The organism is Pusillimonas caeni (genome assembly GCF_003545815.1).
Classification (GTDB): Bacteria; Pseudomonadota; Gammaproteobacteria; order Burkholderiales; family Burkholderiaceae_B; genus Pusillimonas; species Pusillimonas caeni.
This window is the reverse complement of the sequence record NZ_PDUW01000001.1, coordinates 578373-604588: the sequence shown is the minus strand read 5'-3', so window position 1 is coordinate 604588 and position 26216 is coordinate 578373. Positions and strand designations below refer to the sequence as shown.

Sequence of the window (26216 nt, the reverse complement as noted above, 5' to 3'; positions counted from 1 at the left end):
CTTTCAGAGGCGAGCAGGCATGAAAATCTATCATACTCAGTGGTATAGTTCCACAAGAAGAATATTCCGGACCAGAACTTTTAGTCGTTGGATGCGGCAGTCGGGTATTACCGATGACGCACTGCGCAAAGCCGTGTCTGAAATGGCACATGGCCTTGTCGATGCTGACCTGGGCAGCTACCTTGTAAAGAAGCGGGTGGTTTTATCCGGTCGGGGAAAGCGGGGCGGAGCGCGAACCATTGTTGCCACCAAGCTGGCAGATCGCTGGTTTTTCCTATATGGATTCAGCAAGAACGAGCGAGCCAATATTGACCGGGCCGAGTTGAAGATGCTTCAAGAGGCGGCAAAGGAATTTCTGAGCTTTGATGACGGTCAATTGGCAACTGCCCTGGCGGCCGGTGAAATTGTGGAGGTGCACCATGACATCGAATAGACGCAACAGCCGCATTCTGGCCGAAATGCACGACACTGCGCTGGGGCTGCATAATGCTGGGCTTATAAGCAAGCGACGCATGAATGAGTTCGATGCGCTGCGTCAACTTCATGTGCACGACATGCTGCCCGAACAGATCAAGTTGCTGCGCGAGCAGGCTAATTTTAGCCAGGCTGTATTTGCCATGGTGCTAAATACCAGCGTGTCTACCGTACAAAAATGGGAGGTCGGCGACAAGAAGCCGAGCGGCCCGTCTCTGAAGCTGCTTAATCTCATTGAGCGCAAGGGAATAGGGGCTGTGTTATAAGCCTGGCCGTCAACGTATTTGATGCGGATTTCACCAGTTGTGCAACGCAGTAGACGGAGCTTTGGCCGACACGAAGTCCGGTCGCTCACCGGTGCCGCTGATACTGATGCCGCGGCCCCGCGGTTCTGCCTCTATGGTCGTGGGCGCGCGGCTGTCCCGGTACGGCATTGCGGTGCCTATGGGCCTCGTGAAAGCGCTGCCGTTCAATCCGTTTGCGCGCTTCGAAATGATGCCTGCGTATTTCGGCGCGGCGGCGCTGTTCTGCTTGGCGGTGCCTGGCATGTGCCCGCCAGTCGGGGCGGGGGGAGTAGTGGCCGCGATATACGGGACCCGGACCGTAATAGCCGCGATAGAAGGGGCCGGGACCATAATAGCCGGGCTGATACGTGCTGTACCCGCCATGTGCCCCGTAGTGGGGCGAGTCGTACGCGCAGGCCGAAACAGCCAAGGCCAAGCCCACCACTATAGTGCTGCGGAACCATCTTGGGCGGGCAATTCGGCGCGACGAGGCGAGCCTGCTGAAGAAAGTAAGGGACATGGTCGTCTCCCATCGGCTTATGCGGGCGGTGTGGCTATGGCTTCATGCTAATGCTGAAACAGCCGCGCTGACGAGGGGACGAAACCATCCGAAACAGATCGGAAAGACGCCGGCGGGTTTTGAAAGCCGGTGAAATAAAGATGCAAGCGAATTGAACAAGAATTCGCTTCGCAAGCGCGGCCGAACGGCCGGCTGCCTGCTTAATGCAAATCGATATCGCGTCGCAACACGACGGGTTCTTCAACGCTGCGCTCCAGTTTGCCGGATGCAGCGTGGCCAAGACCATGGCCGCGTCATGCTAGCCGCGCCAAAACCGCGGTACGAACAAAATAAGTACAGTGAACAGTTCGAGGCGCCCCAGTAGCATTCCCAGGGACAAGAGCCATTTGGCCGCATCGGGCAGCGATTCGAAATTACCGGCAGGGCCGATAATGCTTCCCAGGCCGGGGCCGACGTTGGCCAGGGCGGTTGCGGCGCCTGAGGCGCTCGTAAGAAAATCGAGCCCCAGCGCCATGAGCGCAATTGAAAGCGCGGCATAACATAAGAAGAATACGGTCAGGAAAGCGACCACAGAGCCAATGACCTCGTCATCGAGCAAGCGCTCTCCGTAAGTTCGCGGGAACACGCCATTTGGATACAGCAGGCGCAGAAAATGCGCTTTGAGCATAATGGCCGTAACCTCGAATCGAAATATCTTGATTCCTCCCGACGTGGATCCCGTACAGCCGCCGATGAAGGTAAGGCCGAAAAAAAGCCCTATCGCCGCGTTGCCCCACAATGAGTAATCGGTGGTGGCGTACCCTGTCGTGGTCACCACCGACACCACGTTGAAGGCGGCGTGTCGAAAGGCCTCTTCGAGGCCATACTGATGCGAAAAGATGAGATATAGGGCGAGCAACGAGGCTGCGAGGCCCACAAACGCCAGCATGGTTTTCACCTGGCGGTCGAAAAGGGCCTTGTGGTCGCCGGCGATAAAGCGGACATAAAGTACAAACGGAACGCTACCCGACAGCATGAAGACCGTTGCAAACCATTGAATGCCGTTTTCGCTCCACGTTCCGAATGAACCGTCGGAAGTGGAGTAACCCCCGGTCGAGATCGACGTCATCGAGTGAGCCACCGCTTCGAACGGCGGCATTCCCGCAAGCCAGTACACCAGCGCTGCAAAGGCCGTCAATCCCAGATATACGACGCCAATGACGGTTGCGATCTGGCGTACCCGCGGCATCGCTTTCTCGGAACGGTCCGACGATTCGGTGCGGAAAAGTTGCATTCCGCCGATACCCAGTGCCGGCAGGATCGCGATCGCGGTAGCAATGATGCCGATCCCTCCCATCCATTGCAAAATGGCCCGCCATAACAGCATGCCTTGCGGAGCTTTGTCGAGACCCGAAATGACTGTGGCCCCCGTTGTCGTGATGCCTGATACCGATTCAAAGAAAGAATTGGCCAGGTCGCCGCTGACACTGCCGTAGTCTGAAAAGAAAAAGGGCATGGCGCTGACCGCTGCCACGCTGAACCAGCTCAAAGGCGTCAGCATGAACGCCTGGCGAATGGTAAAGCCGGCCTTCAAAGACTCCTTATTGCTATAGGTGCAGCCGCCGCCCAGAAGCGCCGTGAGAGCTGAAGAGGCGGCAAAGGCCTGCCAGTCTTTGCGCCCATAATAAATATCGGTGAGCATCGGAAACAGCATCATTCCAGACGTCGCCAACAGCACCAGACCGACAATAAAGAGGACAGGCTTCAGCCTGGGCGCCGGCTTGCGTGAAAGCGCGGCCTTTTCGTTACGCACCAAGTTGTCCAATGCGTTCTCTCCGGGCCCCCAGCAAAGCTTCGATAAGCCGGATGTAGCTGTAGGTGACCAGGGCGACTATGTGGTCGCCGATCTGCAGCTGGGTCTCGGGCCCGGGGATGATCGGTTCGCGGTTACGTACGACCGCTCCGATCTTCATGCCCGGCGGCAGGCCCAATTGGCCAAGCGGCCGCCGCAGAAGCCGCGACTCTTCCGTGATTTCCGCTTCGACGACCTCGCCGAAATCCTCGCGCAAAGTATGAAGGGCGACAATGGATCCGCGGCGGACGTGCCGCAGGACGGTCGAAATCGTGACCGCGCTTGGGCTTACGACTGCGTCGATGCCCAATGCGGGAGTAAGCGCCTCGTAATTATGTTTGTTGATGAGGGTGATGGCGCGCTTGCACCCCCTTTGCTTGGCCAGGATCGATGCAAAGATGTTTGTTTCATCGTCATTGGTCACCGCCACGATCGTTTCGGCCGACCCCGCTTGCGCTTCTTCAAGAAGCGCCTGTTCCAGCGCGTCCCCGTGCAGAACAATGACCCCTGTGCCAAGCGCATCGGAAATGTATTTGGCGCGTTCTTGGCTCTGCTCGATGAGCTTGATGTCGACCTTTGGCGAGGTGCGCCTGATCTTTTGCGCCAGATGCAGGCCTACGTTGCCGGCTCCGACGATGATGAGTTTTTTCGCTTCGCGCTCCCGATGGCCGAACGCTTCCATGACGTCCTTGACTTTCTCGGCTCTTGCGATGACGTAGACTTGGTCGCCGGCTTCGATCCGATCATGGTCGTCGGGAATGAAGCAGCGTCCTTTACGGACGAACGCCACGATGGAAACCCCTTCGAATTGATCGCTGCGAGAAAGGTCGGCTATGCGTTCGCCAACGACGGGGCAATGGGTCGTTTCGGTATATACGCCGAGCAGCTCCACGAGCCCGCCCGCCATCGGCACCATATTGAATGCGCCGGGCGTTCTCAGCCTCCAGGCAATCCCTTCGGCGACCTCTATTTCCGGGGAAATAATGACGTCGATAGGCAGATGTTCGGTGGCATAGAGCCCGGTGCTGTCCTTGGCGAGATAACCCGCATGCCGCAGCCTGGCGACACGCCGTTTTACGCCGAATAGGGAGTAGGCAACTTGACACGCCACCATATTGACTTCGTCGGACCGCGTCACCGCGATCAACATGTCGGCGTCTCGGGCGTTCGCTTTTCTGAGCGTGGCAGGGTGGGATGCGTGTCCTACCACCCCCCGGACATCGTAGCTTTCGTCAACGCGGCGGACCTGAAGCGGGTCGGCGTCGATGACCGTGACGCTAATACCTTCTGAAGCCAGATGGCGAGCAATGGTGGTTCCGACTTGGCCGGCTCCGCAAACGATAACTCTCATCCGAACGCTCTTCGAGGTCTATAGGTAACAAGCCACGCAGCGGTTATGCACCAGCGATGCAAATGCCAAAAAAGAAGATTGTACAGTCTAGTACAGAACAACGACCCGGCTCAAGCCGCATGTATGGTATACATCAATGAAAATTGCCTCCGTGCGCCCGCGCGCGCATTGTCTTGAAGGAGAAACTCATGGTCGCCGCTACATTGCTGGTTGAGCGAGGCTCGATATACGACCAGTCGGAAGACTGGGGCAGCTACGAATTTGTTTCATTGCCGTCCCCGGGCGACCGGATAGCCGCTCATTATAACGACGGCATGCACTATCTGACCGTGATATGCGTGCATCACAAGCCGGTATCCGTCGCCGGCGCAGGCGAGCCCGAACGTACGGCCATGGCCGGCGCCAGCGTCGTCGCCAAATGGACCAGTTCCGACTGATGCATGCTGGTTCGGCGATATGGTCGTGGAGAGGCCGGCTGGGGATGTAGATAATATCATTTCAGTCTCTCCCAACCTCGTCTTACCGGCCGCTCGATAAAGGTTTCGTAATACCGGCTGGTTGCGGCAAGGGCATCGCCTCCAAAAGAGCGGTTCATGGCAACTGCGACGAGGGCGGCAATGCCGGCCACGATGGCTGCGCCCATCATGTCGAACGGCCAGTGGACGCCAAGATAAACTCGGGACCAAGCAACCAGTAGCCCGGCAACGGCGATAATGACCGCTTGCCATCTGTGGGCCATGAAGAACAGAGTCCATGCGCAGCTGAAAATCACCAGGGCATGGTTGCTGGGAAAGGACGGACTCGCCCTGTGCTCCATCAAATTGTGTCCCAAGGGGATGAGAAACGGGCGTTGCAACGGAAATATCGATCCGATGGCAAAGCTCGACAAGACAGAGAGGACAAGCGCGACGAAAAGCGTCAATGCCAGCCGCCGTGCTGCGTCACCCCCTGCAATCCAGAGGGCGGCGAGACCCATTGGAACGGCGAAAATTATGTACTTGGCTATCAAGTAGGCGCCGAAAGAGACGATGCTGTTCGTCTCGCTCGCGGAATTAACTAGCAGGAAAAGTTCACGATCAAGTTCGTTCATATTACAGAATAGCTATAGTTGAAGCTGTACTACCATTCCCATTCACCGATCGGACGGATTGGAATCGTCGGTCGACTCATCCAGTGAACGTCGGCGCTTCCATAGGGTGGTTCGCGATATCCCAAGCCTGTTCGCTGCTTCGCCGAGTCTTCCGCCGCATTCGGCGATTACGCGCTCTATCTCTTCTTTCTCGGCCTGTGCGCGTGCACGCGACAAAGAGCGCGTCACATTGCGCTGCTGCTCTTGCTCGGGAAACAGGTCGGCGGCATCGAGTACGGAGCTGTCGGCCAATGTACAGGCCTGAACGACTCTGTTCATCAGTTCTCGAACATTTCCAGGCCAGTGGTGCTCCAGTAAAGCCCGTTTGGCTTCGTCAGATATGGCAAATGGCGCCAAGGGATTATTGGAACCATAGGCTCGAATGAAGTGCTCGGTCAGTGGAATAATATCCGCGACCCGATTGCGTAAAGGGGGAATAGTGACTTGCGCACTCTGTAGACGATAATACAGGTCGAGACGAAACCGGCCGCTTTCGAGCGCGTCATGTAATTTTGCATTGGTGGCGGCCACTACTCTTCCCCTGAAAGGGACGAAAGTGGACCCGCCCAAGCGATAAAAGCCGCCGTCTTGAAGTGCTCTGGCCAGCAGAACCTGCATCTTTGGATGCATTTCGCAGATTTCGTCCAAGAACAAAGTTCCTGTACCGACGCGCTCCAAGAGCCCCGGGCTGGTAATGCCGATATCCGACGGGATGTCGGACTCTTTGCCGAAATACTTGGTTTCCACTACTGATTCCGCGATGTCGGCGCAAGAAACTGGAATAAATGGCGCTGGAGCCCGGCCGGATACCTCATGGATCAAACGGGCCGCCATTTCTTTGCCCGTACCGCTCTCGCCTACCAGCAATATTGAAAAGCTCTCGTTCGCCAGCCGCTTCAAGTGGGACACGACACGATTCATCTCCGGCGCTTCATAGTGGAAACTGCGTAGGGGAGTCTTGGCCCCGCGGGGCAGGGCGGCTCGAGTGAGACTTGATTTGATGCGCCTGACGAGATCATTGATGTCATAGGGCTTCAACAGATAGTCGATGGCGCCGGCTTTGACCAAGTCGATCGCCTGCTGAATCTCCGCGTATGCCGTGGCGAATATGACATCTGTCTCCCATAGAAGCCGGCTGGCGTGCTTATATAGATCCGTGCCCGTTCCATCCGGCAACTTTATGTCGCACAGCATTAGGGCAGGTTCATACTTTTCGAGGCTCTCCAGCGCTTCGGCGACCGATTGCGCCCAGTGGACCGACATTCCTTCCAATCGCAGACGCTGAGCTACGGCGCCTCCCAGGACACCGTCGTCTTCGACCAGGAGTACGTCAATGCCTTTCCGCCTCATGGTGCTTCATCTCGCAAGACGGAAAAAACCAGTTCAATGGTTGAGCCGCCGCCTTCCTGACTGAACACTTCAATTTCACCATTCAAATCACGAGCGAGACGGCGTATGATCTCCAGCCCGAGAGACCTGTCGCTCCGCGGGGCGTCGTCGGCCAGCAGAAAGCTTCTCGCATGCTTGGGTAGCCCTTCGCCTTCATCGCTCACTTTCAATATAAAGGCATCGCCGTCGCATGACGCCTCAAGCGTCACGGTTCCTCCCGTGGGAGAGGTCTGGATGGCGTTGAGAAGCAGGTTCAATGCGATCTGCCTGATTTTGAATGCGTCCAGCTTCAGTGATGAAAACAGCCCAATGTGTTGAGCGACGTGCACTTTCCTGCGTGCCGCGTGAGGTTCGACGAGCAGAAGCACATCGTGCAGGTCGCGGCTGTCCAGATCAGGCCCGGGGGCGCTTGGGCGATATGCGTTCAGCGTCGCTTCGGCCACCCCTTTGAGCGACTGGATTCCGCGATCGATGAAGTCCAGGGCTTCTCGCCGGCTTCGGGCGTCGTCGCCATACATGCGTATCGTCTGAAGGGCGGTCATCATGCCCGTGAGGGGGTTGCGTATTTCATGCGCCAATGTTGCTGCAATGCGTCCCAATAATGCTTGCTGATCCTGTTTGGCCAGTTGTTCGGAAAGCCGCTCGCGATCCTGTACCGCCATGGTCATACGGTTGTATGCCTGCATGAGCTTCGAGGCTTCCGCGTCGTTGCTCGGGATGTGCGCGTCCTGGATCTTTTGAGGGCCGAAGGCGACGGCATGCGACAAATGCTCGCTCAGGGTCTTGAGCGGTCGTTGTATACGACGAATGACTATATAGCCCCCGAGCGCCGCCACTATGCTCATCAAAGCGCTAATGAGCATCAATTGGAAATGGAGCGCCGAGCGCTCACGAGCGAACGTGGAAATGTCCAAATTTGCGGCGATGACTCCCCGTTCGTCCAATTCGCGCCATACCCATATGCTCGCGGATGCGGATTCGGCGACATAGCCTTTTGGCCCCTGGAAGATGGCGCCGGGAGGCGGTGTCGTAGCCCCCAGATTAGGACCCGACACATGGGCGATGATGCCCGCGCTGCGGTCGACGAGTGCAAGCTGCCTGTCCACTACACCTAAATAAAAGTCTAGCGACTGACGCAGGGCCCGGTGAATGCCTTCCGAGTCGTTCTGTCGATAGGAGGGCAGTACTGAAGCGGAAAGACCGTCCAAGTAAACCTGGCCCACCCGCTCAGTCAATAATTCGTACTGTTTCGATAGGCTGAACACAGCAATCTGAGTCACCAGCATAGCGACTGCGAAGATCATGATCGCCGCAAGCAACGGAATACGGACCAAAAGAGGTAAACGAAGGAACCACTTCAAAATATCGCGCTCCTCTTGTCAAGCATGGACCTGTCGTGGCGAAACGGCCGTAGATCAACGCTTGCGCAACGTTGCGGGCGGATCTGCCATCATATCAGCCGTGGCGTTTTTGCCGCTTAAGGAGGTATCGGTCTCCAGGAAGGCGCTGGCGGAGAGCACCTGGTCCAGGTCGTTGCGTACCGTTCCTTTCCAGAGATTCACGCCGCCCAGGAAGCCGGCCTTGCCAAGTAGATGGGCGGCGATCGGCGTGGTCGTAAGCAGGAACAGGATCGTCAGAAAAATTTTAATCCACATACCCCAGGAGGGCTCGTGGAAGCCCACTCCGATCAGAAGCAGGCTGGGTCCGACCACGCCGGCTTTGGTCGCAGCATGCATGCGCATAAAGAAATCGGGCAGGCGCAGGACGCCCAAGGCCGCTATAAAGGTGACGATGGATCCCGAGAGCATGAAGAACGCAGAGAGCCATACCAACATGTCAGTCTCCCCCGTGTGCGGTGGTTCCCCGCTCGATGAAGGCTGCGAAAGCCACGGTGGCGAGAAAACCAATGAGAGCGATGCCAAGAGCCACGTCGATAAATGCCATCGAGTCATTGGCAACGGCGGCCAGAGCCGCTATACCCACTCCCAGCAAGCACAGCATGTCCAGCGCGACAACCCGGTCCGCGGCATGCGGGCCTCGGGCTATACGTATGCATACGAGGATCATGGAGCAGAAGAACAGGAACTTGCTAATTTCGACTGTCGTCGAGAATATGACGTCTATCATCGCAGCACCTTTAGTATCTGGCATTCGAATCCCTGCTTGATGTCCGAGACCACGGAATCCGAGTAGTTCATTACATGGGCATACAGGCAGCTTTTGTCCGCGGATATGTGCAGTGTCGTTGTGCCGGGAGTCAAGGTCACCATGTTGGCGAGAAGCGCGATGCCAAGGTCGCTTTTCACCTCCAAAGGAACCTCGACGATGGCGCTTTCAGAAATCCGCTTCGGGTTGATGACGTTCAGCGCGACGTCATGAACGGACTTCGCCAGCTCCTTGACAAATGTCAGCAGGAGGGCTGTCCAGTTGAACAGCCATTCAATTCGGCGCATAAGGATTCTCCAGGACGGCATTGATGTAGCGGCTGCTGTCCGTAAGCTGGCCGGCGGCTTCCACAGAGAACGCTACAAACGGCTCCGGGTTCAGGCCGATGGCCATCGTGATGGCCGACAAGGCGGCTATCGCAACGTACTGCGCAAAGAACGAACTATTCGAATTCCGCGTTGGTGCGGGCGCCGCTGTCGAAGGCGTCTTCCAGAATGCCTCGTTCCAGATTTTCAGCATGGAGTACAGAGTGAGCACCCCCACGACAAGGGAGGTCGCCGCCAGGTACCAGCTGCCGGCATCGAGGCTGGGCTTGACGACGAGGTATTTGGCCCAGAATCCCGATAGTGGCGGCAGACCCGCAAGCGATAGAGCGGGAATACAGAACAGAATCGCGAGGAAGGGAGCCGTTCGATGCAGGCCGCCGATCCTCTTTAGTTGGCATGAGCCGCTTTTCCTCTCAATGACGCCGCCGATCAAGAAAAGGTTCGCCTTTACGATGATGTGGTGCACGATGTAAAGGACCGAACCCGCAAGCGCCAGAGGCGTCGCGATTGCAACGCCTACAAGCATGTAACCGATCTGGCTGATAATGTGGAAGGAGAGAATCTTCCGAATATCGAAGTGAGAGGCGGCGCCGAGAACGCCGGTGATCATGGTAAGTGCGGCCATGACGCCGATGATGGTCGACAACCCGCCTGTAACCGGAAAAATAAGCGTAAAGCACCGCACAATGGCGTATACGCCTACTTTCGTCAGCAAGGCGGCGAAGATCGCAAGGACCGGCGTGCTTGCGGTGTGGTAAGACGCAGGCAGCCAGAAGAACAGTGGGAACAACGCCGCCTTCGAAGCGAACGCCAACAGAAACAGGACTGCCAGAGTTGTTACCAGCCCATCGTTTTCTATGGCGGGAACGCGCTCCGCCAGATCGGCCATGTTCAATGTGCCTGTCGCGCCGTACAGAAAGGCGACGGCCGCTAGAAATATGGTGGTCATGACGAGATTGAGCATCACGTACTTGACGCCTGCATCCAGCTGCTCCTTCGTTCCTCCCAGCACCAGCAGACCAAAGGACGAGATGAGCATGATCTCGAACCACACGTACATATTGAAAATGTCGCCCGTCATAAAGGCGCCCGTCACTCCCAGCAGCAGCCCGTGATATAGAGGTTGGAACATTGGGCGTCCGTCCTCTTCCGGAGCAGTCAGCCGGTAGATCGCAATGACTACGGCCATGATTGCTGTGATGAGCACCATCGCCGATGTCAGATTGTCTGCGACGAAGCTGATCCCGAATGGCGCTTCCCATGATCCAAACTGGGTCGCCAAGATGGTGCCGTCCGCGGTGGCGACGAGTAGCGCAATGCCGGCAAGTAGAAATACACAGCTGGCTGCCAGACTGGCAAGGCGTTGTAGCCGCGGCATACGCCACAGCAGTGTCGTCAGCACCAGGCCGGTCAGTGGCATCGCAATGGGCAATGTGAGCAGGACGTGCGGCGACATCATTGCTCTGCCCCGCTTGCCTCGCGGTCGGCAACAGGTCCTATAGGTTCGGCTTCTCTCATTTCCTCAGTATCGACAATATGCAAGTGCTGGTCGGCCTTGTGCAGCAACACTACGGTGAAGGCCACCAGCGAGAACGAAATCACAACCGCGGTCAGAATGAGCGCCTGCGGCAAGGGGTTGGCACTGAGTGCGATCGTCGTTGACTCACCCGTTATGAGTGGTGGAAGACTCGAACTAAGGCGCCCCGCGACGAAGATGCTGAGGTTGGCCGCATTGCTCAGTAGAAGCAGTCCCAGGACCATCCGGAGGACATTGCGGGACATCAGAAGATAAGCGGCGACGCCTGCGATCACTCCGATTGCAACGATATACAGCGGCTCCATTCACTGCTCCAGAAATAAGCGGAGGAATGTCAGAATCGCACCGAGTACGGTTAGATAGACCCCTGCATCGAAAAGCAGTGTCGTGCCGACTGCAATGTCCCCGCTCTCCATCCAGGCGTGGGTCAAATACGCCGCGTTGCTCATGAGGCCCGGCAAGCCGGCGATCAATGCTGCGCCGAGTCCGAGCGCGACGAGATGCAAGGAGTCGACCGGCTGGACGCGCTGTAGAGCTGTATATCCACGAGGTAATGCATAGCAGGCGTATCCCGCGGCCGCGATCAGGCCGCCGATGAAGCCTCCTCCCGGGTCGTTGTGGCCGCGCCAGAGCAAGTAGAGGGACAGCAGTAAAGAGAATGGAAGAACAATGGAGGATCCGACTCTGAATATGATGGAGTTCATGTCTCTTTCCTAGTAGCGCGCCGGCCCCCGCCGGCGTGGAGCCTGCTCTGGTCGCCGGTACTGAAGAAGACCGCCGCGGCGGCCAAGGCGGCGAGGGCTAGTACAGTGATCTCACCCAGAGTGTCCAACGCGCGGAAGTCGACAATGATGACGTTGACCAGATTGCGCCCGTGCGCCAAGGGGTAGCTGAACTCGCGGAAGAAATCGGATAAGTGCTCGTTGAATGGAAGCGCTACCACGCTGAACATCACGACCATGAACATCAGTCCGAACAGCGCCCCGATGAGGGCATCCCGGGTTCGCTGCCTGGAAGAGCGCGGATCGGAAGCGCGAAAAGGCATATGGCCGATCACTGCCAGCAGAATGACCACGGATAGCGCCTCGACAGAAAACTGCGTAAAGGCAAGATCAGGGGCGCCTCCCAGCAGGAACACGACCGCGACGCCAAAGCCGACCGTGCCCGCAGAGATAATCCCCTGTACGAAGCTGCGTGAGCGAAGCACCATGATCGAAGCCGCCATCAGCAGGACGGGCAATACGATTTCCACGCCGGCGTCACCGGTATGTAGCTGCGGCAGTACCACTGCGCCGTTCAGCGCCATGGCGATCAAGCCGGCTACCGCGACGATGCCCACACTCATTGCCATGTAGTGGCGCAGACTGCCGATTTGAATCATGCCTGTCTGCCAGATGGAGACCTTGGTCAACATGTCCAGTGCACGGTCATATAGCGCATCGGGCCCCCACCGGTCGACTAACTCGCAAGCCTTCAAGCGATGCTGTATGCGGGCCCAGCGGCGATAAATGCCGATGCCAATGGCCAGCGTCGCGATGCTAAGCGCCAGCATGGGTGTAAAGCCGTGCCAGAGGCTCAACTGAAACTCAATTGCGTCGCCATGCACTGCGCCAGCCGCGGCTGCGAGAAGGCCTTGAATCCATCGGGGCATGAAGCCGAATGCGAGACTTAGTACGGCCAGAACCAAAGGGCCGATCCACATGCGGATTGAGGGGTCGTGAGGGCCGGAACCCGACTGCGTAAAGGATTTTGAGGGAACCCCGAAAAAGCACCGCAAGGCAATGGTTCCAGCAACCACAACCATGCACGCATTGGCAAGTATGACGGCGGCAAACACCATATAGGGCATCTGAGCGGACAGGGCGGCCTCGTAAATCAGCTCTTTGCCGATGAATCCGAACAACGGGGGGATGCCGGCCATGGACAGCGCAGCCGTGCAGCTTATCACCGCAGTAATGGGCATGGCTCGAGCCAGGCCGCCGAGCATCGAGCTATCCCGCGTTCCTGTTGAATGGTCGATGATGCCGGCGACCATGAACAGGCAAGCCTTGTAAAGAGCATGCACGACAAGGAAGGCCGCCATCGCAGTTACCGCGGCGGGATGGTTCGTCCCCACCAGCGTCATGAGCGTGCCGAGCGAGACAACGGTTGTGTAAGCCAGGATTCGCTTAAGGTCGGTTTCGCGAAGCGCGAGAATCGATCCGCAAAACATAGTGATGCTGCCGACACTGATCAATAGCGGCGTCCAAAGTGCGACATCGGACAGGGTGGGGCTTAGGCGTGCCATGAGATAGACACCGAGTTTTACCATGGTCGCCGAATGCAAATAGGCAGACACCGGTGTCGGGGCGACCATCGCATTAGCCAGCCAGGAGTGCAGCGGGAACTGCGCAGACTTGGAAAACGCACCGAGTGCGATCAAGACGAGAATGGCCGTACCATGGGCGCCTGTGAGCGCCGGCCTTAGATCAGCCGCCAGAATTTCAGAGATTCGGTATGTCCCGGCAAGGTCGCCCAGCAAAACTATGCCGGCAAGCATGGCCAAGCCGCCCGCTACGGTGATGAGCAATCCTTGCTGCGCAGAGCGTCTTGACTTTGCCTGACTGGGGTCAGATCCAATCAGCATGAACGACGACAAGCTTGTCAGTTCCCAGAAGACCAACAGCCCGAAAAGATCGTCCGAAGCAACCGCACCGAGCATCGATGCCATGAAAACGATCAATGTTGCAAAGAATCGAGGCGTCTGCCAGGTTCTAGGAAGATAGGCGGAAGCATAGAGAAAGATCGCCGTACCGATCCCTGTGATCAGCAGCGAGAAGATGAGCGACAACCCATCAAGCCGAAATGAGAGCGAAATCCCTAGAGACGGTATCCAGTGAACATGCTGAACAATCGCTTCTAACTGCATCACCGCAGGGGTGAGAAGGGTAAACCCGATAAACAATGTCGCGGGAATGAGTGCGACGATCATCGGGCTCCAATAGCGTGCTGCCAAGTATGCAATGGGTGCCGACAAGAAGGAAAGAAAAATCAGCGATGAAAGCGTCATGCCTCGGGGCCGGAGAATGAAGAAATACCGGCGTTCATTTCATAACAGTTTCATCCCCCTCATCAACGCATAAAAAAAACGTTCATTTTCATTAACCTGAATGTCCATTTGGTTCAAAAAAATGAACACACGCGAAATATTGGTCGATGACCATGTTCATTAATCCCGCGATGTTCTCAACGGGCGAGGCAGAATAATAACCATGCAGAAAAAGGCTTGACCGCACGCAGGCGCTTTTAGCGACAACGGAAGAAGATCGATGGTGAAAGGACTGCTCTACGACTGGCTTGGTTTGAATGAATGGCTGTTTACAGTTCTTTATTCGCTGCATTTTCCATATCTTGATAGCGTGTGGCGATTCGCAAGCTATGGATACAGTTATTGGACGGTTGCGTTTGTTGGCGTCGTCATCGGCTATCGCTATTTGCGGATACGCCGCACGGCGACGGAGCAGCAGCTCGAAAGCATGGGAGAGTTCATGGCCGTGCTCGTCCTGGCTTTCAGCTTGATCTGGTGCTCGGTGTACACCTTCCAGCATGTCACTTTGATGCCTCGACCATGGGTAGCGCTTCCGGATGTCGTTGCAGCACAGGCGCCATTTCTCTGGCACGAAGGATTGCCGGCTTCAGCCCCTGCGATAGCCTTGATGTTTGCCTGCCTGGCATGGAGGCATGCATCCGGCCCGGTACGGAAATGGCTGCAAGTTTATGTGGCGTTTGGATGCTTGATGAGTATCGTCTCCGGCATCAATTGGCCTGTCGAAGTTGCTGCCGGCGCGCTCATGGGCTGGCTCGGCGTGTGCCTTGGGCGCTGGTATTTTCGCTTCGGTAGAAGACTGGTCGCACGCTAGAAGGTTAGTGAAGACCGAGGCTGGGCATGCGGCGGAAGGCTGCGTTATCGCAAGTTCATATCGCGCCGCAGCACGACCGGCTTGCCGCCCATTTTCCTCTTCACCATCCATGCCGCCAGCGCTGAATCCAGATAGTCGGCATGGCCGGGAAACCAGCTGAACAGGTAGGCGCCGAAGTCTTGCAACATCGCTGCGCCTCCGACCCCGCGCTTCAGCAGCTCCCTGGCTTCGCGGACCGAGCCCAGTACGGCGGCGTGTTCCTCGATATGGCAGTCGCGCGCCGGGAAATCGGTGGAGCGCATCCATTCGTCCTCCTGGTCGAAATGGCTTTGCGCATGTTGCGCGAAAGCCTCGAGCGCGGCGCCCGCCGTTTCGTCGGTACAGACGAGGAGCCCGAACGTAACCTCGTAGAACTCCTTGTGGACGTCGTCCATGGGCTGATAGCCCAGCAGGCGGGTATCGGACCACAAGAAGCTCGTGTCGGAATCGGCTGCGGGAGCGTTCGGGTCCCGCAGAAGGGGCTTCCTGGCTTCGGACATGCTCAGTTCGAATCCTGGCGAAGCAAGTCCAGCGCCACGTCGACGATCATGTCTTCCTGGCCTCCCACCATGCGGCGGCGGCCAAGCTCCACGAGGATGTCCACCGTCGACAGGCCATAGCGTTCCGCTGCCGACTCCGCATGGCGCAGGAAGCTGGAATACACGCCCGCATAGCCCAGCGCCAGCGTCTCGCGGTCGACCCGCACGGGTCGGTCCTGCAGGGGGCGCACGATGTCGTCCGCGGCGTCCATCAGGGTGTACAGGTCGCAGCCATGGTTCCAGCCCATGCGTTCGGCCGCGGCGATGAAGACCTCCAGCGGCGCATTGCCCGCACCCGCGCCCATGCCCGCCAGGCTGGCGTCGATGCGGTCGCAGCCTTCTTCGACGGCCACGATGGAGTTCGCCACGCCCAGCGACAGGTTGTGGTGCGCGTGCATGCCGGTATTCGTCGCGGGATCGAGCACGTCCTTCAGCGCACGAAAGCGGTCGCGCACGTCGTTCATGTTGAGCGCTCCGCCCGAGTCGACCACGTAGATGGTGGTGGCGCCATAGCTTTCCATCTTCTTGGCTTCGACGGCCAGGTTCTGCGGCGTGGTCATGTGGCTCATCATCAGAAAGCCCACGGTGTCCATGCCCAGTTCGCGCGCATGCTCGATGTGCTGCCTGGAAATATCGGCTTCGGTGCAGTGCGTGGCCACGCGCACGATACGCGCGCCGGCTTTATATGAGTTTTCCAGGTCGTGGATGGTGCCTATGCCGGGCAGCAGCAGAGTGGCGATCTGCGCGTGGCTGACTTCTTCGGCCACGGCCTCTATCCACTCCAGGTCGGTGTGCGCGCCGAAGCCATAGTTGAAGCTCGACCCTTGCAGGCCGTCGCCGTGCGCCACCTCGATGGAGTCCACCCTGGCCTTGTCCAGCGCGCGTGCGATGTCCTTGACGCTCTGGATGGAATACTGATGGCGGATGGCGTGGCTGCCATCGCGCAGGGTGACGTCGGATATATAGAGTTTCTTTTGTGTCATGGTTTGCTCCGTCATACTCGCGCTTTAAGCCGCCTGGCCCGCCATGCGGGTTTCCGCCAGACGCTCCGCGCAGGCCAGCGCGGCCGACGTCATGATGTCCAGATTGCCGGCATAGGCGGGCAGATAATGCGCCGCGCCTTCCACTTCCAGGAAGACCGAGGTCTTGAGGCCGGTCAGCTTGCCCAGGCCCGGCACGTTCAGTGGGCGCGACTCGTCGAACAGCTCGAACTGCACCGCTTGCTTGAGCCGGTAGCCCGGCACGTAGGATTGCACCCGCGCCGCCATCTGCTCGATGCTGGCGCGGATGGCGTCCTGGTCGGCGGGTTCGGACAGCGTAAACACCGTGTCGCGCATGATCAGCGGCGGCTCGGCCGGGTTCAGTATGATGATGGCCTTGCCGCGCGCGGCGCCGCCCAGCACCTGGATGGCCCTGGACGTGGTCTCGGTGAATTCGTCGATGTTGGCGCGCGTGCCCGGACCCGCGCTTTTGCTGGAGATCGACGCGATGATCTCGGCGTAATGCACCTTGGCGACCTGCGATACCGCCGCCACCATCGGAATGGTGGCCTGTCCGCCGCAGGTGACCATGTTGATGTTGGCCGCGTCCAGCTTCTCGTCCAGATTGATGGACGGAATGACGTAGGGCCCGATGGCGGCCGGCGTCAGGTCGATGACCTGTACGCCGTGCTCCTGCAGCACGGCATTGTGCCTGGAGTGCGCGCCGGCCGATGTGGCGTCGAATACGATGCGGATGTCCTTGAAACCGGGCATGGCGACCAGGCCGCCTATGCCTTCGGCCGTGGTGGGCACGCCCATGCGGCCCGCGCGCGCCAGCCCGTCGGACGCCGGGTCTATGCCCACCATGGCTCCCATTTCCAGATGCCTGGCATTGCGCAGCACTTTGATCATCAGGTCGGTTCCGATGTTGCCGGAGCCGATGATGGCGACTTTGAGACGGGGTTTGGATTCGCTGGTCATCTATTACCTGCTTGGAGTTTAGGGATATGTGATTCGGCGTTGTTACACGAAGGTGGCGCGGACTGCTCCCAGGCCTTCGATGGCGACCTCGAAAGCGCCCGCCTCTGTGACGGCGACCATGGGGCCGAGGGCGCCTGTCAGCACGACGTCGCCGGCGCGCAGCGGTGTGCCTTCAAGAACCATCCGGTCGGCGAGCCACAGCGCCGCATTCAGCGGGTTGCCCAGGCAGGCGGCGCCAGAACCCGCAACCAGGCTTTCGCCGTTCCGGGAAAGCGTCATGCCGCAAGCGAACAGGTCCAGGTCGCGTAGCAGGCGAGGCCTGCTGCCGAGCACGAAGCGCGCGCTCGAGCCGTTGTCCGCCACGGTGTCGGCATAGCGGATCCGCCAGGCTTCGATGCGGCTGTCGACCACTTCGATGGCGGCCACCGCATGGTCCACCGCCCGGAAAAGGTCGGCGTACGTGTGCCGCTCGAAATCAAGGTCGGCCCCCAGGACCAGCGCGATTTCTCCCTCGACCTTGGGCTGAAGCAATTCATTCAAAGCGATGGGCTGGTTGTCGCCGATCGACATGTCTGCGAACAGCGTTCCGAAGTCCGGCTGATCGACGCCGAGCTGCTTCTGGACGGCCGGCGAGGTCAGGCCGATCTTGCGGCCGACGACGCGCTCGCCCGCTTCGACTCGAGCATCGGTGTTGATTCTTTGAATGCGATAGGCCTGGACTTCGCTGATTTCCCCGAACTGCTGCGTAAGCGGTGCGATGGGCGTGTTGGAGCGTTCGGCCTGGCGCAGCAGGGCGGCCATGTCATCCAGGTGACCGGCGGAAGGTTTCGGCATGTGTTCCATCTTTGACTTCCCATTCAAGTTGGTATTACTATAATACAAACATTCGACAGCCACAATCCGAACCCAACCCTTTTTGTCGAACTTTTTCTGTCCCGCTCCGCTTGCATCCGGACGCACATCAACACCCGGAAATCTGTCAAACCAAAGGTAAACATCACATGAGTCAAGCTGCCCAGCACCCCCGCCCACCCGAACTCGTCGATGCTTCGCTCGACGAGATCATGGACAAGTTCGTTGCGCGATTCAGCGACCGCAAGGCCGACTGGAACGCGTTCGCCGACGCGAGCATCGACGGTTATCGCCGAGCCCAGCACCGTTTCATCGGCGCCGGCGGTTCGGGCAAGCATAATGACGGCGGCTCCATTCCGCCTTATGGCTTTACGCTCAGCGTCATGTATCTGCCGGTGGGACAAGGCAACCCGGCTCATACTCATGAGGTCGAGGAGGTATTTTTCGTGCTCAAGGGGTACCTGGACGTGTTCGTGGAAGACGAAGAAGGCAACCGCAAGGAAACCCGCCTGGGGCCTTGGGAGTGCATTTCATGCCCGCCGGGGGTAATCCATGGCTTCCAGAACAACAGTCTGGAACCGGTCTATTTTCAGGTGATGATCGGCCGCGGCCGGCCCGATGCGATGGGTTACAAGGACCCCGAGTTGTTCGCGCGACGCGACGCCCACCTGAAGTCCGGCGACTAATCCTCTTTCTTCACACGAACAAGTAAAAACACGATGACAACACCATCTATCGCTATCATCGGCGCAGGGATCGGGGGGCTGACTCTTGCAGCGGCCCTGCGCCGCTTCGGCATTGCAAGCACTATCTACGAGCAGGCTGAAAAATTCGGTCCGGTGGGCGCGGGCATTCAGTTGACCGCCAACTCGGTCAAGGCGCTCGCCGGCCTGGGCCTGCAAGAGCGCTTGTTGGAGAACGGCTTCTGTCCCGAGCTGGGCCTGAACCGGCAATGGGATACCGGCGAGATCACCAACACGCTGGAAATGGGGCCTGGCCTGGCCGCCCGCTACGGCGCTCCCGACATTGCGCTGCATCGCAGTGTGCTGCATGACGCGCTGGCTGCGAAACTGGATGCCGGCACGATACGATTGGGCAAGAGGCTGAAAGAAATTACGCAGAACCGCGAGGGCGTCGCCTTGACGTTCGAGGACGGCGAAGCCGTGCATGCCGATGCCGTGGTCGGCGCCGATGGCCTGCATTCGGTCGTGCGCCGCGCGGCGCTGGGTGACGATAAGCCGCTTTACACCGGGAAGTCGGCCTACCGGGCCATCGTGCCCACGGCGAACATCAAGGCCGACATGATAGAAGAGCGCGTTAAATGGTGGGGCCCGGACCGCCATATCGTGAGCTACTTCATCAATCCGGACAAGAGTCTGGTCTATTTCATCGCTGTCGTTCCGGAAACCATATCCGAAGTGGAATCGTGGTCGCAGCGGGGCGACAAAAGCGCCATGCTGGCCGCGTTCGACGGTTTCCACCCGCGGATTCTGGCCGTGCTCGAAGGGGCCGAAGATGTGCGCAAGTGGGGTCTCTTCAACCGCCATCCGCTCGAGCGCTGGAGCGTTGATCGCATCACCATTCTGGGCGACGCCTGCCACCCGATGCCGCCGTTCATCGCGCAAGGCGCGGCTTCGGCGATCGAGGACGCGGTCGTGCTGGCGCGGGCGATCTCCGAATCCGGGGGCGACGGCGATCTGGCGGCCGCCTTCCACCGCTATGAAGGCGCGCGCCGCGAGCGCACCGCACGCATGCAGATTACGGCCCTCGAAAACAAATGGATGAAAACCGCCGTGGACGCCGATTGGGTGTACGGTTACGATGCCTGGTCCACGCCACTGCCCGAGCACGCATGAATAGTATCCGCAACCCCAAGCCCCGTATCGGCCTGATCGGCTATGGCGCTATCGGCCGCGCCATCGTGGCGCGGCTGCGTGCCGAGAATGCTCTGGACCAGGTCGCCGCCATCCTGGTGCGCCGCTTGCCCGAAGAGCAAGGGCTGCCCTTTTGCCTCGACCGCGAATCGTTTCTGGCGCATCGGCCCGACGTCGTCATCGAGGCCGCCGGGCATGAGGCGGTCGCCGCCCATGGCGCTGCCTTGTTGCATGCCGGCAGCACGCTCATCGTCTGCTCCGTGGGCGCACTGGCGGACCCCACGCTGCTTGAAGCGCTGTGCGGCGCCCAGGCGCAAGGCGGGGGCGCCGCCATTATTCCCGCCGGCGCGATTGCCGGCCTGGACGGCTTGGTCGCGGCCCGCCTCGCAGGCCTCGAGAGCGTCACCTACACGTCGTACAAGCCGCCACACGCCTGGAAGGGCACGCAGGCCGAACAACGGGTCGATCTCGACAGCATTGCCGAGGACGCGGTGTTTTTCGAAGGCTCGGCCCGCGAAGCGGCGGCGCACTATCCACGCAATGCCAATGTCTCGGCCGCCATTGCATTGGCCGGCATAGGCTTCGAGCGCACGCGGGTTCGGCTGGTTGCTTCGCGCCGCTGGAACGACCCGATGGGTTTGATCGAGGCCGAAGGCGCGTTCGGGACATTCCGCTTCGAGATTCTCGCCCATGCGTTTCCGGACAACCCCAAGACATCCATGCTGACCGCCTATTCGCTGTTGCAATGCGCAAGGCTGGGCGGGGGATTTCCGCTGGAGCGGCTATGACGCGCGAAGTCGATATTCCGGATGGATTGAGGCGGCTCATGACCGAGATAGGCCCGGCCTGGGCGGCAACCGGCAATGTGGGCAAAAATATCGACTTGATGACCGAAGAGTTCGCCAAGGTATTGGCGCTGGCTCCCAAGGACAATGTCCTGGTCCAGCGCGATATCGCCTATGGCGACCATCCTCGCCAGCGGCTGGACGTCTACAGTCCTGCCAATGTCGACGGCCGCGCGCCCATCGTGGTGTTCGTGCATGGCGGCGCTTTCGTCGAAGGCGATCGCAACCGCAATGCCGAGATCTATGCGAACGTCTCGTATTATCTGGCTCGCCATGGCATCGTCAGTCTCAATATGGAATACCGCCTGGCGGGCCCGGGTTCGCTGTACCCCGCCGGAAGCGTCGACGTAGGCCTGGCCGTGGCGTGGGCGCGGGCGCATGCCGGAGAGATCGGCGGAGACGGCGCCGCAATCTTCGTGTTCGGACATTCCGCCGGCGGCGCGCATGCCGCCGGCTATGCCTACGACGCCGGCCTGCATCCGCCGGAAGGGTCGGGGGTGCGGGGCGTCATTCTCGTCAGCGCACGTGTACGTGCCGACAACTTGCCGGCCAATCCCAATGCGCGCAGGGTAGAGCTTTACTACGACACGACGGACCCGGCGGTGCTGGACGCCCGCTCGGCACTCAGTTTCGCGAGCAGCGCCAGCCCGCCCACTTTCATCGCCTATGCCGAATTCGAGAACCCGCTGATCGACCGGCACTGCCTGGAGCTGGCCTGGCGCATTGCCCGGCTGCGCGGCCAATCGCCCCGGCTGGTATATCTGCGCGGCCATAATCATACGTCCAGCATTGCGCACATCAATACCAGCGAAGACTTCCTGGGAGGGGAGATCCGCGCTTTCATCCGCGACAATAGTTGAGGACATGGCGGCGGGACGACGGCTTTGCCCTCGGCGAACGCCGCCGCCACCTTATCCGCGAAAGTAGTCTTGCAACGAGGCGATAAAGCGCTCGACGGCGGCCACGGCGGCCTCTGCGTCATGCTGGCGCAAGGCCTCCAGTACTTCGCCGTCGCAGGCCACCGTCAGGCGCCGGTTGTCGGCGGATTCAAGCAGGCGATCGCGGGCGAGCTGGAAGGTGTCATCGACGATCGCCGCGCAGCGGTTCAGCAACTGGTTGCCGGATATGTCACGCAACGTCTCTTTGAACCGATGGTGCGCATCGATGAACTTGCGATGTTGATCGGACTCGTGAGCCGCCAGCTCGCGCTCGTAGTGCTTCTGCAATTGCGTCAGCGCCTTGGGTTCGGCCAATTGCGCGGCCCGGCGGACTATCTGGACTTCAAGTATTTGACGCACCTCGAGGCGGTCGAACACGTTGCGCTGCGCGTCCACGGGTACGGCATAGCCACGCTCGTTGATGTCCAGAAGCCCCTCCTGACTCAGCCGCGTCATGGCTTCGCGGATCGGTGTTCGAGACACGTTATAGCGTTGGCTCAGGTCGCGCTCGACCACACGTTGGCCCGGCTCAAATTCTCCGGCGATGAGGTCTTCTTTGAGCAGGGCATAGACCTGATCGCCAAGCCGGGGCGCTTGGATTATGTTCCTGCCCGACGTCTTGGCAGGCTTGCTGGATGTGGCCATTCGATCATTCCCCCGACCGCGAATTCAGGGTAAATACTAGCAACCTGAAGGGTTCAATTCCCAAGTTTTTTGGTGTACCGTATACCATGTTTTCTCTTTTTCGTAGAAGACAAAACGCACCGGGCGGTGCTCTCACCCACCGCCCGATTCACGACCTACTGAAACAATGGAAGTATATAATGAGTTACACGACTATAACGGCAGCGCCGCTTACACCCACCATAGGTGCTGTCATTTCCGGCGTCGATCTGGCCAAGCCTCTGCAGGACCAGCAGATCCGCGATCTGCAGCAGGCCATCGCCGACCATCAAGTCATATTCTTTCGCGATCAGCAGCTCGACCCGGCCTCTCTCAAGCGTGTGGGCAAATACTTCGGTGAGCTGCAAATCCACGCTTTGAAAGGTTTGTCGGAAGAACACCCGGAAGTGCGCAGGCTGCACGCCGACGAAAACTCCAAACACGTATCGGGCGAAGAGTGGCATACCGATATGTCGTGTGCCGAAAAGCCCCCCATGGGCAGCATCCTGTACCTACACACCATTCCCCCCTTGGGCGGCGATACGATTTTCGCCAGCATGTATGCCGCCTACGACGCCTTGTCGGAAGGCATGAAGCAATACCTGGAGACGCTGACGGCCGTGCATGACGGCATGCTGGCTTTCGGCCGTTTCGACAAAAGCGGCAAGTATCCGGTCGCCGAGCATCCCGTCATACGCACCCATCCCATCACCGGCAAGAAAGTGCTGTACGTCAATCGCGGCTTCACCTCGCACATCGTCGGCTTGTCCCAGCTGGAAAGCGACAGCCTGCTGAACTATCTGTTCCAGCACGCCGAGAACGCCTACTTCCAGTGCCGCTTCCGCTGGGAACCCCATTCGGTGGCTTTCTGGGATAACCGCTGCACCCAGCACCTGGCCGTCTGGGACTACTTCCCGCAGGTCCGTTCGGGCTATCGCGTCCAGATCGAAGACGACTTCAAGCCGGTCGAGATGGCCGCCTAAGACTGCCGGCGCGGCCCGGCCGCGCATTTTTTCCCATCCATGCAGAAGCTGCTCTACCCCCCGGGGGTGGAGCAGGGGGGACTGTTTTTTCTATTAATAAGAGAGGAGCAAGCGAAGTGAGAATAAAAATGAAGATGCTGACGGCGATCGGGACGTGTTTGCTGGCAGGCAGCGTCCATGCGCAAAGCAGCGTCCAACTATCGGGCATCATCGATTTCGGAATCGGCTACATGAAGTCGGGAGAGCATTCAGGCTGGACGGCCAGCGGCGACGGCTACTCTTCGTCGGCGTGGGAGCTGAGCGGCAGCGAAGAGCTGGGCAACGGCAACTATGCCACGTTCACTCTGGGCAGTTTCTTCGATGCGGCCACCGGCAAACTCGGCCGCATGGACACCGATTCGTTGTTCAACCGGTCGGCCGTCGTCGGCCTGCGCGGCGATTGGGGCGCCCTGGACATGGGCAAGGCCGGAACGCCTTTTGCGGGCCTGCTGTACGGCACCAGCTCCTTCGGCGGCTCGTCGGGCTTCAACCCTCTGTTCCGGCTGCTGTATGCCGGCGATTCCAATCCGCTGGGCTCCAGCTTCTACGATCCCGATGTGGGCAATGTCCACCCCATTCCCTACGACACAATGTGGAGCAATTCCATCCGGTATGTAAGCCCGGACGTCAATGGCTTTGTGGCGTCGGCCATTGCAAGCCCGGGCGGGGTTCCCGGCGAGTCCAGCGCGTATCGTCTGGGGGGCAGCATTGTCTATTCCGATGGCCCCTTGACCTTGGGCGGGGCGGTGCAGCGCCTGGGGCTGGCCGCGCCGATAACCAGTTCTTACGAAGCCGAGACTTCGCCGCTGTACGAGAACGGGGTCCACTCGGGCCATCAGTTGTCCTGGCTGCTTGCCGCCGCGTATGACTTCGACGTCGTCAAAGTGTTCGGCCAGTACGCCCAGATCCATAACAGCGCGCTCGGAGACAAGCAGCGTGCGCGCGCTTTCTCGGTCGGGGCGTCGATTCCGCTCGGCGCAGACGAGCTGAACATCGGCTATAGCCGCTATTCGCAGGATTCGGGCATCGTGCCGCCCAGCACGACTCCCGGAAACGGCAGTTGCTACGCCTATTGCGGCGGGGGGCAGGACGGTGTCGGCTACGTAGGCATACCAAAGGGGTCGCGTCAGTCATTCGCCGTCGCCTATCTGTACCCGCTGTCCAAGCGCACCGAACTCTATGCAGCCTACCGATACGAGAAGTGGGATCCCGATAGCGTCGGTTTCAAGGATCTGACCACTCACTACGTCACGTCCGGCATTCGCCACAGCTTCTAACTATTCAAATGGGCTTCTACTATGTCAAGAACAGCATATAACGCGCCGCGCATATCGCGGCAGGGCTGGCTTATCGTGTTGGTCTGCCTGTTGGGCATTTCCACCGGGCCGGCGGCAATGGGGCTTGCATCCATGGGCCTTTTCGCCAGAGCGCTGGGGGAGTCGTTCCAATGGGACCGTTCCCAGCTCAGTCTTGCGGTCTCCGCCATGATGTTATGCACGGCGGCGTCGCTGCCTTTGGTGGGGCATCTGATCGATCGCTACGGCGTGCGGCGCGTCTTGATCCCTTCGGTGATCCTGCTGGCCCTCTGTATGGTGATGTTGGGCATGATGCAAAGCTACTGGCAGTTCGTGGCCGCCTACGTCGTGATGGGCACTTTGGCGGCGGGTACGAACAGCGTGCCGTACATGCGCTTGCTGTCCAGCTGGTTCGATCGCCAGCGCGGGCTCGCCATCGGGATCGCCGGCAGCGGCACAGGCCTGGGGTTCGCCTACATCCCGCTGATCACCGAGAGGACCATCTCGGCCTACGGCTGGCGCGGCGGCTATTTCAGTCTCGCCCTGCTGTTGATGGTGGTTACGCTGCCCATGGTGGCGTTCCTGCTGAGAGAGCCGCCGACGGGGGCCGCTCACGACGGCGATGGACCGCCTCCGGGCTCGGTCGGCGACAACCTGGCCGAAGCGCTGCGCAAACGGGACTTCTGGTTGCTGGGAATCATCTTTGTGGCGCTGGCCGGCCTGCTCTATGGCTTGATTCCCCACTTGGTTCCGCTGCTGACGGATCGAGGCATCACGGATTCCCAGGCGGCCTGGATCGCTTCGATTTTCGGTTTTTCAGCGTTTGGCGGACGTCTGCTGATCGGCATGCTGATCGACCACTTCGATGCGCGCAGGATAGCGTTCATCTTCTTCCTGTTTTCGGCCATTGGACTGGGCATCTTCATGCTGCCGTCGAACCCGATGTGGGCGGTGGTGGTGGCCGCGATCATGCTGGGCGGGAGTTTGGGCGCCGAGGTCGATATGCTGGCCTATTTCACCAGCCGCTATTTCGGGTTGCGCCATTTCGCGAAGATTTTCGGCGTGTTGTTCGGGGCGGTGCTGGTGGCGATGGGTCTCGGCCCCTTGCTCTTTGGCATGGTGTTCGATGCCACGGGGTCCTATCAGTCCATCCTGATGCTGAGCGTGCCTATCTGCCTGATCAGTATCGTGCTGCTTTTTGGGCTGCGCCCATACGGCGAGCGCGCGCGGGGCGGGCCGGTCTCGATCACCTGAGCGTCTCCGCCTTGCATGGCTGCCGCAT

The 26216-nt window shown here is 59.4% G+C and carries 28 protein-coding genes; 11 read left to right on the top strand and 17 right to left on the bottom strand.

Going from position 1 to position 26216, the window contains the following annotated elements; genetic code table 11:
• Window positions 1–19: 19 nt before the first annotated feature.
• Entirely contained in the window at window positions 20–433 is a 414-nt protein-coding gene (locus tag CSC67_RS02815) for a type II toxin-antitoxin system RelE/ParE family toxin (protein ID WP_118992978.1), read from the top strand.
• Window positions 420–740 carry a helix-turn-helix domain-containing protein gene (locus CSC67_RS02810; protein ID WP_118992977.1) on the top strand — a complete coding sequence of 107 codons (321 nt, stop codon included), beginning with the start codon at window positions 420–422 and terminating at the stop codon, window positions 738–740. The genes CSC67_RS02815 and CSC67_RS02810 overlap by 14 nt, the downstream gene beginning before the upstream one ends.
• 836 nt (window positions 741–1576) lie before the next feature.
• Here the strand turns inward: CSC67_RS02810 and CSC67_RS02800 are convergent.
• Both CSC67_RS02800 and trkA read right to left on the bottom strand, forming a co-directional pair.
• A complete protein-coding gene (locus CSC67_RS02800) occupies window positions 1577–3082 on the bottom strand; it encodes a TrkH family potassium uptake protein (protein ID WP_245220099.1) in 1506 nt (501 codons plus the stop codon).
• Complete coding sequence (gene trkA, locus CSC67_RS02795) at window positions 3063–4460, bottom strand: Trk system potassium transporter TrkA (RefSeq protein WP_118992975.1); 1398 nt, start codon at window positions 4458–4460, stop codon at window positions 3063–3065. Before trkA ends, CSC67_RS02800 begins: the two co-directional genes overlap by 20 nt.
• Before the next feature lie 188 nt (window positions 4461–4648).
• Between trkA and CSC67_RS02790 the strand changes: the two genes are divergently transcribed.
• A complete protein-coding gene (locus CSC67_RS02790) occupies window positions 4649–4897 on the top strand; it encodes a hypothetical protein (RefSeq protein ID WP_118992974.1) in 249 nt (82 codons plus the stop codon).
• A gap of 56 nt (window positions 4898–4953) precedes the next feature.
• Here CSC67_RS02790 and CSC67_RS02785 read toward each other — a convergent pair whose 3' ends face one another.
• From CSC67_RS02785 to mbhE, 10 genes are read right to left on the bottom strand one after another with little or no spacing between them, the layout of a single operon-like run.
• A complete protein-coding gene (locus CSC67_RS02785) occupies window positions 4954–5550 on the bottom strand; it encodes a phosphatase PAP2 family protein (protein WP_118992973.1) in 597 nt (198 codons plus the stop codon).
• A 42-nt stretch (window positions 5551–5592) separates the two neighbouring features.
• Window positions 5593–6939, bottom strand: coding sequence for a sigma-54-dependent transcriptional regulator (locus CSC67_RS02780; protein WP_118992972.1), 1347 nt, complete (start codon window positions 6937–6939; stop codon window positions 5593–5595).
• Window positions 6936–8339 carry a sensor histidine kinase gene (locus tag CSC67_RS02775; protein ID WP_118992971.1) on the bottom strand — a complete coding sequence of 468 codons (1404 nt, stop codon included), beginning with the start codon at window positions 8337–8339 and terminating at the stop codon, window positions 6936–6938. Before CSC67_RS02775 ends, CSC67_RS02780 begins: the two co-directional genes overlap by 4 nt.
• A 54-nt stretch (window positions 8340–8393) precedes the next feature.
• Window positions 8394–8813, bottom strand: coding sequence for a monovalent cation/H(+) antiporter subunit G (gene mnhG / locus CSC67_RS02770; protein ID WP_167752729.1), 420 nt, complete (start codon window positions 8811–8813; stop codon window positions 8394–8396).
• 1 nt (window position 8814) lies between these two features.
• Complete coding sequence (locus CSC67_RS02765) at window positions 8815–9105, bottom strand: MrpF/PhaF family protein (protein ID WP_118992969.1); 291 nt, start codon at window positions 9103–9105, stop codon at window positions 8815–8817.
• On the bottom strand, window positions 9102–9431 hold the full coding sequence (locus tag CSC67_RS02760; protein ID WP_167752728.1) for a Na+/H+ antiporter subunit E: 330 nt from the start codon (window positions 9429–9431) through the stop codon (window positions 9102–9104). The genes CSC67_RS02765 and CSC67_RS02760 overlap by 4 nt, the downstream gene beginning before the upstream one ends.
• Window positions 9418–10929 carry a Na+/H+ antiporter subunit D gene (locus CSC67_RS02755; RefSeq protein WP_245220098.1) on the bottom strand — a complete coding sequence of 504 codons (1512 nt, stop codon included), beginning with the start codon at window positions 10927–10929 and terminating at the stop codon, window positions 9418–9420. Before CSC67_RS02755 ends, CSC67_RS02760 begins: the two co-directional genes overlap by 14 nt.
• A complete protein-coding gene (locus CSC67_RS02750) occupies window positions 10926–11312 on the bottom strand; it encodes an NADH-quinone oxidoreductase subunit K (RefSeq protein WP_118992967.1) in 387 nt (128 codons plus the stop codon). The genes CSC67_RS02755 and CSC67_RS02750 overlap by 4 nt, the downstream gene beginning before the upstream one ends.
• Window positions 11313–11711 (bottom strand): MnhB domain-containing protein, encoded by a 399-nt coding sequence (locus CSC67_RS02745; RefSeq protein WP_118992966.1) that lies wholly within the window; start codon window positions 11709–11711, stop codon window positions 11313–11315.
• Window positions 11708–14056: a hydrogen gas-evolving membrane-bound hydrogenase subunit E gene (mbhE, locus tag CSC67_RS02740; protein ID WP_118992965.1), complete on the bottom strand. Its 2349-nt coding sequence runs from the start codon at window positions 14054–14056 to the stop codon at window positions 11708–11710. The genes CSC67_RS02745 and mbhE overlap by 4 nt, the downstream gene beginning before the upstream one ends.
• A gap of 259 nt (window positions 14057–14315) precedes the next feature.
• On the opposite strand from mbhE, the gene CSC67_RS02735 reads away from it, so the two are divergent.
• Entirely contained in the window at window positions 14316–14906 is a 591-nt protein-coding gene (locus CSC67_RS02735; RefSeq protein WP_118992964.1) for a hypothetical protein, read from the top strand.
• 44 nt (window positions 14907–14950) lie between these two features.
• Here the strand turns inward: CSC67_RS02735 and CSC67_RS02730 are convergent, their stop codons facing one another.
• The 4 genes from CSC67_RS02730 to CSC67_RS02715 are packed head-to-tail and all read right to left on the bottom strand — an operon-like array spanning window position 14951 to window position 18279.
• Entirely contained in the window at window positions 14951–15445 is a 495-nt protein-coding gene (locus CSC67_RS02730) for a bacteriohemerythrin (RefSeq protein ID WP_118992963.1), read from the bottom strand.
• A 2-nt stretch (window positions 15446–15447) separates the two neighbouring features.
• Window positions 15448–16467: a 4-hydroxy-2-oxovalerate aldolase gene (gene dmpG / locus CSC67_RS02725; RefSeq protein WP_118993184.1), complete on the bottom strand. Its 1020-nt coding sequence runs from the start codon at window positions 16465–16467 to the stop codon at window positions 15448–15450.
• A gap of 24 nt (window positions 16468–16491) precedes the next feature.
• A complete protein-coding gene (locus CSC67_RS02720) occupies window positions 16492–17445 on the bottom strand; it encodes an acetaldehyde dehydrogenase (acetylating) (protein WP_118992962.1) in 954 nt (317 codons plus the stop codon).
• Window positions 17446–17487: 42 nt separating this feature from the next.
• Entirely contained in the window at window positions 17488–18279 is a 792-nt protein-coding gene (locus CSC67_RS02715; protein WP_118993183.1) for a 2-keto-4-pentenoate hydratase, read from the bottom strand.
• A gap of 167 nt (window positions 18280–18446) precedes the next feature.
• On the opposite strand from CSC67_RS02715, the gene CSC67_RS02710 reads away from it, so the two are divergent.
• Genes CSC67_RS02710 through CSC67_RS02695 form a run of 4 tightly spaced genes read left to right on the top strand, consistent with a single transcriptional unit; the run spans window position 18447 to window position 21876 of the window.
• Window positions 18447–18983, top strand: coding sequence for a cupin domain-containing protein (locus tag CSC67_RS02710; RefSeq protein ID WP_118992961.1), 537 nt, complete (start codon window positions 18447–18449; stop codon window positions 18981–18983).
• Between the two features lie 33 nt (window positions 18984–19016).
• Window positions 19017–20153 carry an FAD-dependent monooxygenase gene (locus CSC67_RS02705; RefSeq protein ID WP_118992960.1) on the top strand — a complete coding sequence of 379 codons (1137 nt, stop codon included), beginning with the start codon at window positions 19017–19019 and terminating at the stop codon, window positions 20151–20153.
• Window positions 20150–20959 (top strand): aspartate dehydrogenase, encoded by an 810-nt coding sequence (locus CSC67_RS02700; protein WP_118992959.1) that lies wholly within the window; start codon window positions 20150–20152, stop codon window positions 20957–20959. Before CSC67_RS02705 ends, CSC67_RS02700 begins: the two co-directional genes overlap by 4 nt.
• Window positions 20956–21876 carry an alpha/beta hydrolase gene (locus CSC67_RS02695; protein WP_167752727.1) on the top strand — a complete coding sequence of 307 codons (921 nt, stop codon included), beginning with the start codon at window positions 20956–20958 and terminating at the stop codon, window positions 21874–21876. Before CSC67_RS02700 ends, CSC67_RS02695 begins: the two co-directional genes overlap by 4 nt.
• Before the next feature lie 51 nt (window positions 21877–21927).
• Here the strand turns inward: CSC67_RS02695 and CSC67_RS02690 are convergent, their stop codons facing one another.
• Complete coding sequence (locus CSC67_RS02690) at window positions 21928–22599, bottom strand: GntR family transcriptional regulator (protein ID WP_118992957.1); 672 nt, start codon at window positions 22597–22599, stop codon at window positions 21928–21930.
• 179 nt (window positions 22600–22778) lie between these two features.
• Between CSC67_RS02690 and CSC67_RS02685 the strand changes: the two genes are divergently transcribed.
• From CSC67_RS02685 to CSC67_RS02675, 3 genes are all read left to right on the top strand, one after another.
• Window positions 22779–23600, top strand: coding sequence for a TauD/TfdA dioxygenase family protein (locus CSC67_RS02685; protein ID WP_118992956.1), 822 nt, complete (start codon window positions 22779–22781; stop codon window positions 23598–23600).
• A 128-nt stretch (window positions 23601–23728) separates the two neighbouring features.
• Window positions 23729–24916 (top strand): porin, encoded by a 1188-nt coding sequence (locus tag CSC67_RS02680; RefSeq protein ID WP_118992955.1) that lies wholly within the window; start codon window positions 23729–23731, stop codon window positions 24914–24916.
• Window positions 24917–24937: 21 nt separating this feature from the next.
• Entirely contained in the window at window positions 24938–26188 is a 1251-nt protein-coding gene (locus CSC67_RS02675; protein WP_118992954.1) for an MFS transporter, read from the top strand.
• Window positions 26189–26216: the final 28 nt, after the last annotated feature.

Bases quoted from the DNA above. Each gene is read 5' to 3' on its own strand.
- CSC67_RS02810 (WP_118992977.1), top strand. From the start codon at position 420: ATGACATCGAATAGACGCAACAGCCGCATTCTGGCCGAAATGCACGAC.
- CSC67_RS02690 (WP_118992957.1), bottom strand. From the start codon at position 22,599: ATGGCCACATCCAGCAAGCCTGCCAAGACGTCGGGCAGGAACATAATC.
- CSC67_RS02760 (WP_167752728.1), bottom strand. From the start codon at position 9,431: ATGCGCCGAATTGAATGGCTGTTCAACTGGACAGCCCTCCTGCTGACA.
- mbhE (WP_118992965.1), bottom strand. From the start codon at position 14,056: ATGACGCTTTCATCGCTGATTTTTCTTTCCTTCTTGTCGGCACCCATT.
- CSC67_RS02695 (WP_167752727.1), top strand. From the start codon at position 20,956: ATGACGCGCGAAGTCGATATTCCGGATGGATTGAGGCGGCTCATGACC.
- CSC67_RS02705 (WP_118992960.1), top strand. From the start codon at position 19,017: ATGACAACACCATCTATCGCTATCATCGGCGCAGGGATCGGGGGGCTG.
- CSC67_RS02715 (WP_118993183.1), bottom strand. From the start codon at position 18,279: ATGCCGAAACCTTCCGCCGGTCACCTGGATGACATGGCCGCCCTGCTG.
- CSC67_RS02730 (WP_118992963.1), bottom strand. From the start codon at position 15,445: ATGTCCGAAGCCAGGAAGCCCCTTCTGCGGGACCCGAACGCTCCCGCA.
- CSC67_RS02680 (WP_118992955.1), top strand. From the start codon at position 23,729: ATGAAGATGCTGACGGCGATCGGGACGTGTTTGCTGGCAGGCAGCGTC.
- dmpG (WP_118993184.1), bottom strand. From the start codon at position 16,467: ATGACACAAAAGAAACTCTATATATCCGACGTCACCCTGCGCGATGGC.
- trkA (WP_118992975.1), bottom strand. From the start codon at position 4,460: ATGAGAGTTATCGTTTGCGGAGCCGGCCAAGTCGGAACCACCATTGCT.
- CSC67_RS02700 (WP_118992959.1), top strand. From the start codon at position 20,150: ATGAATAGTATCCGCAACCCCAAGCCCCGTATCGGCCTGATCGGCTAT.
- CSC67_RS02745 (WP_118992966.1), bottom strand. From the start codon at position 11,711: ATGAACTCCATCATATTCAGAGTCGGATCCTCCATTGTTCTTCCATTC.
- CSC67_RS02780 (WP_118992972.1), bottom strand. From the start codon at position 6,939: ATGAGGCGGAAAGGCATTGACGTACTCCTGGTCGAAGACGACGGTGTC.
- CSC67_RS02815 (WP_118992978.1), top strand. From the start codon at position 20: ATGAAAATCTATCATACTCAGTGGTATAGTTCCACAAGAAGAATATTC.
- CSC67_RS02750 (WP_118992967.1), bottom strand. From the start codon at position 11,312: ATGGAGCCGCTGTATATCGTTGCAATCGGAGTGATCGCAGGCGTCGCC.
- CSC67_RS02675 (WP_118992954.1), top strand. From the start codon at position 24,938: ATGTCAAGAACAGCATATAACGCGCCGCGCATATCGCGGCAGGGCTGG.
- CSC67_RS02710 (WP_118992961.1), top strand. From the start codon at position 18,447: ATGAGTCAAGCTGCCCAGCACCCCCGCCCACCCGAACTCGTCGATGCT.
- CSC67_RS02720 (WP_118992962.1), bottom strand. From the start codon at position 17,445: ATGACCAGCGAATCCAAACCCCGTCTCAAAGTCGCCATCATCGGCTCC.
- CSC67_RS02735 (WP_118992964.1), top strand. From the start codon at position 14,316: ATGGTGAAAGGACTGCTCTACGACTGGCTTGGTTTGAATGAATGGCTG.
- CSC67_RS02765 (WP_118992969.1), bottom strand. From the start codon at position 9,105: ATGATAGACGTCATATTCTCGACGACAGTCGAAATTAGCAAGTTCCTG.
- CSC67_RS02755 (WP_245220098.1), bottom strand. From the start codon at position 10,929: ATGATGTCGCCGCACGTCCTGCTCACATTGCCCATTGCGATGCCACTG.
- mnhG (WP_167752729.1), bottom strand. From the start codon at position 8,813: ATGTTGGTATGGCTCTCTGCGTTCTTCATGCTCTCGGGATCCATCGTC.
- CSC67_RS02685 (WP_118992956.1), top strand. From the start codon at position 22,779: ATGAGTTACACGACTATAACGGCAGCGCCGCTTACACCCACCATAGGT.
- CSC67_RS02785 (WP_118992973.1), bottom strand. From the start codon at position 5,550: ATGAACGAACTTGATCGTGAACTTTTCCTGCTAGTTAATTCCGCGAGC.
- CSC67_RS02790 (WP_118992974.1), top strand. From the start codon at position 4,649: ATGGTCGCCGCTACATTGCTGGTTGAGCGAGGCTCGATATACGACCAG.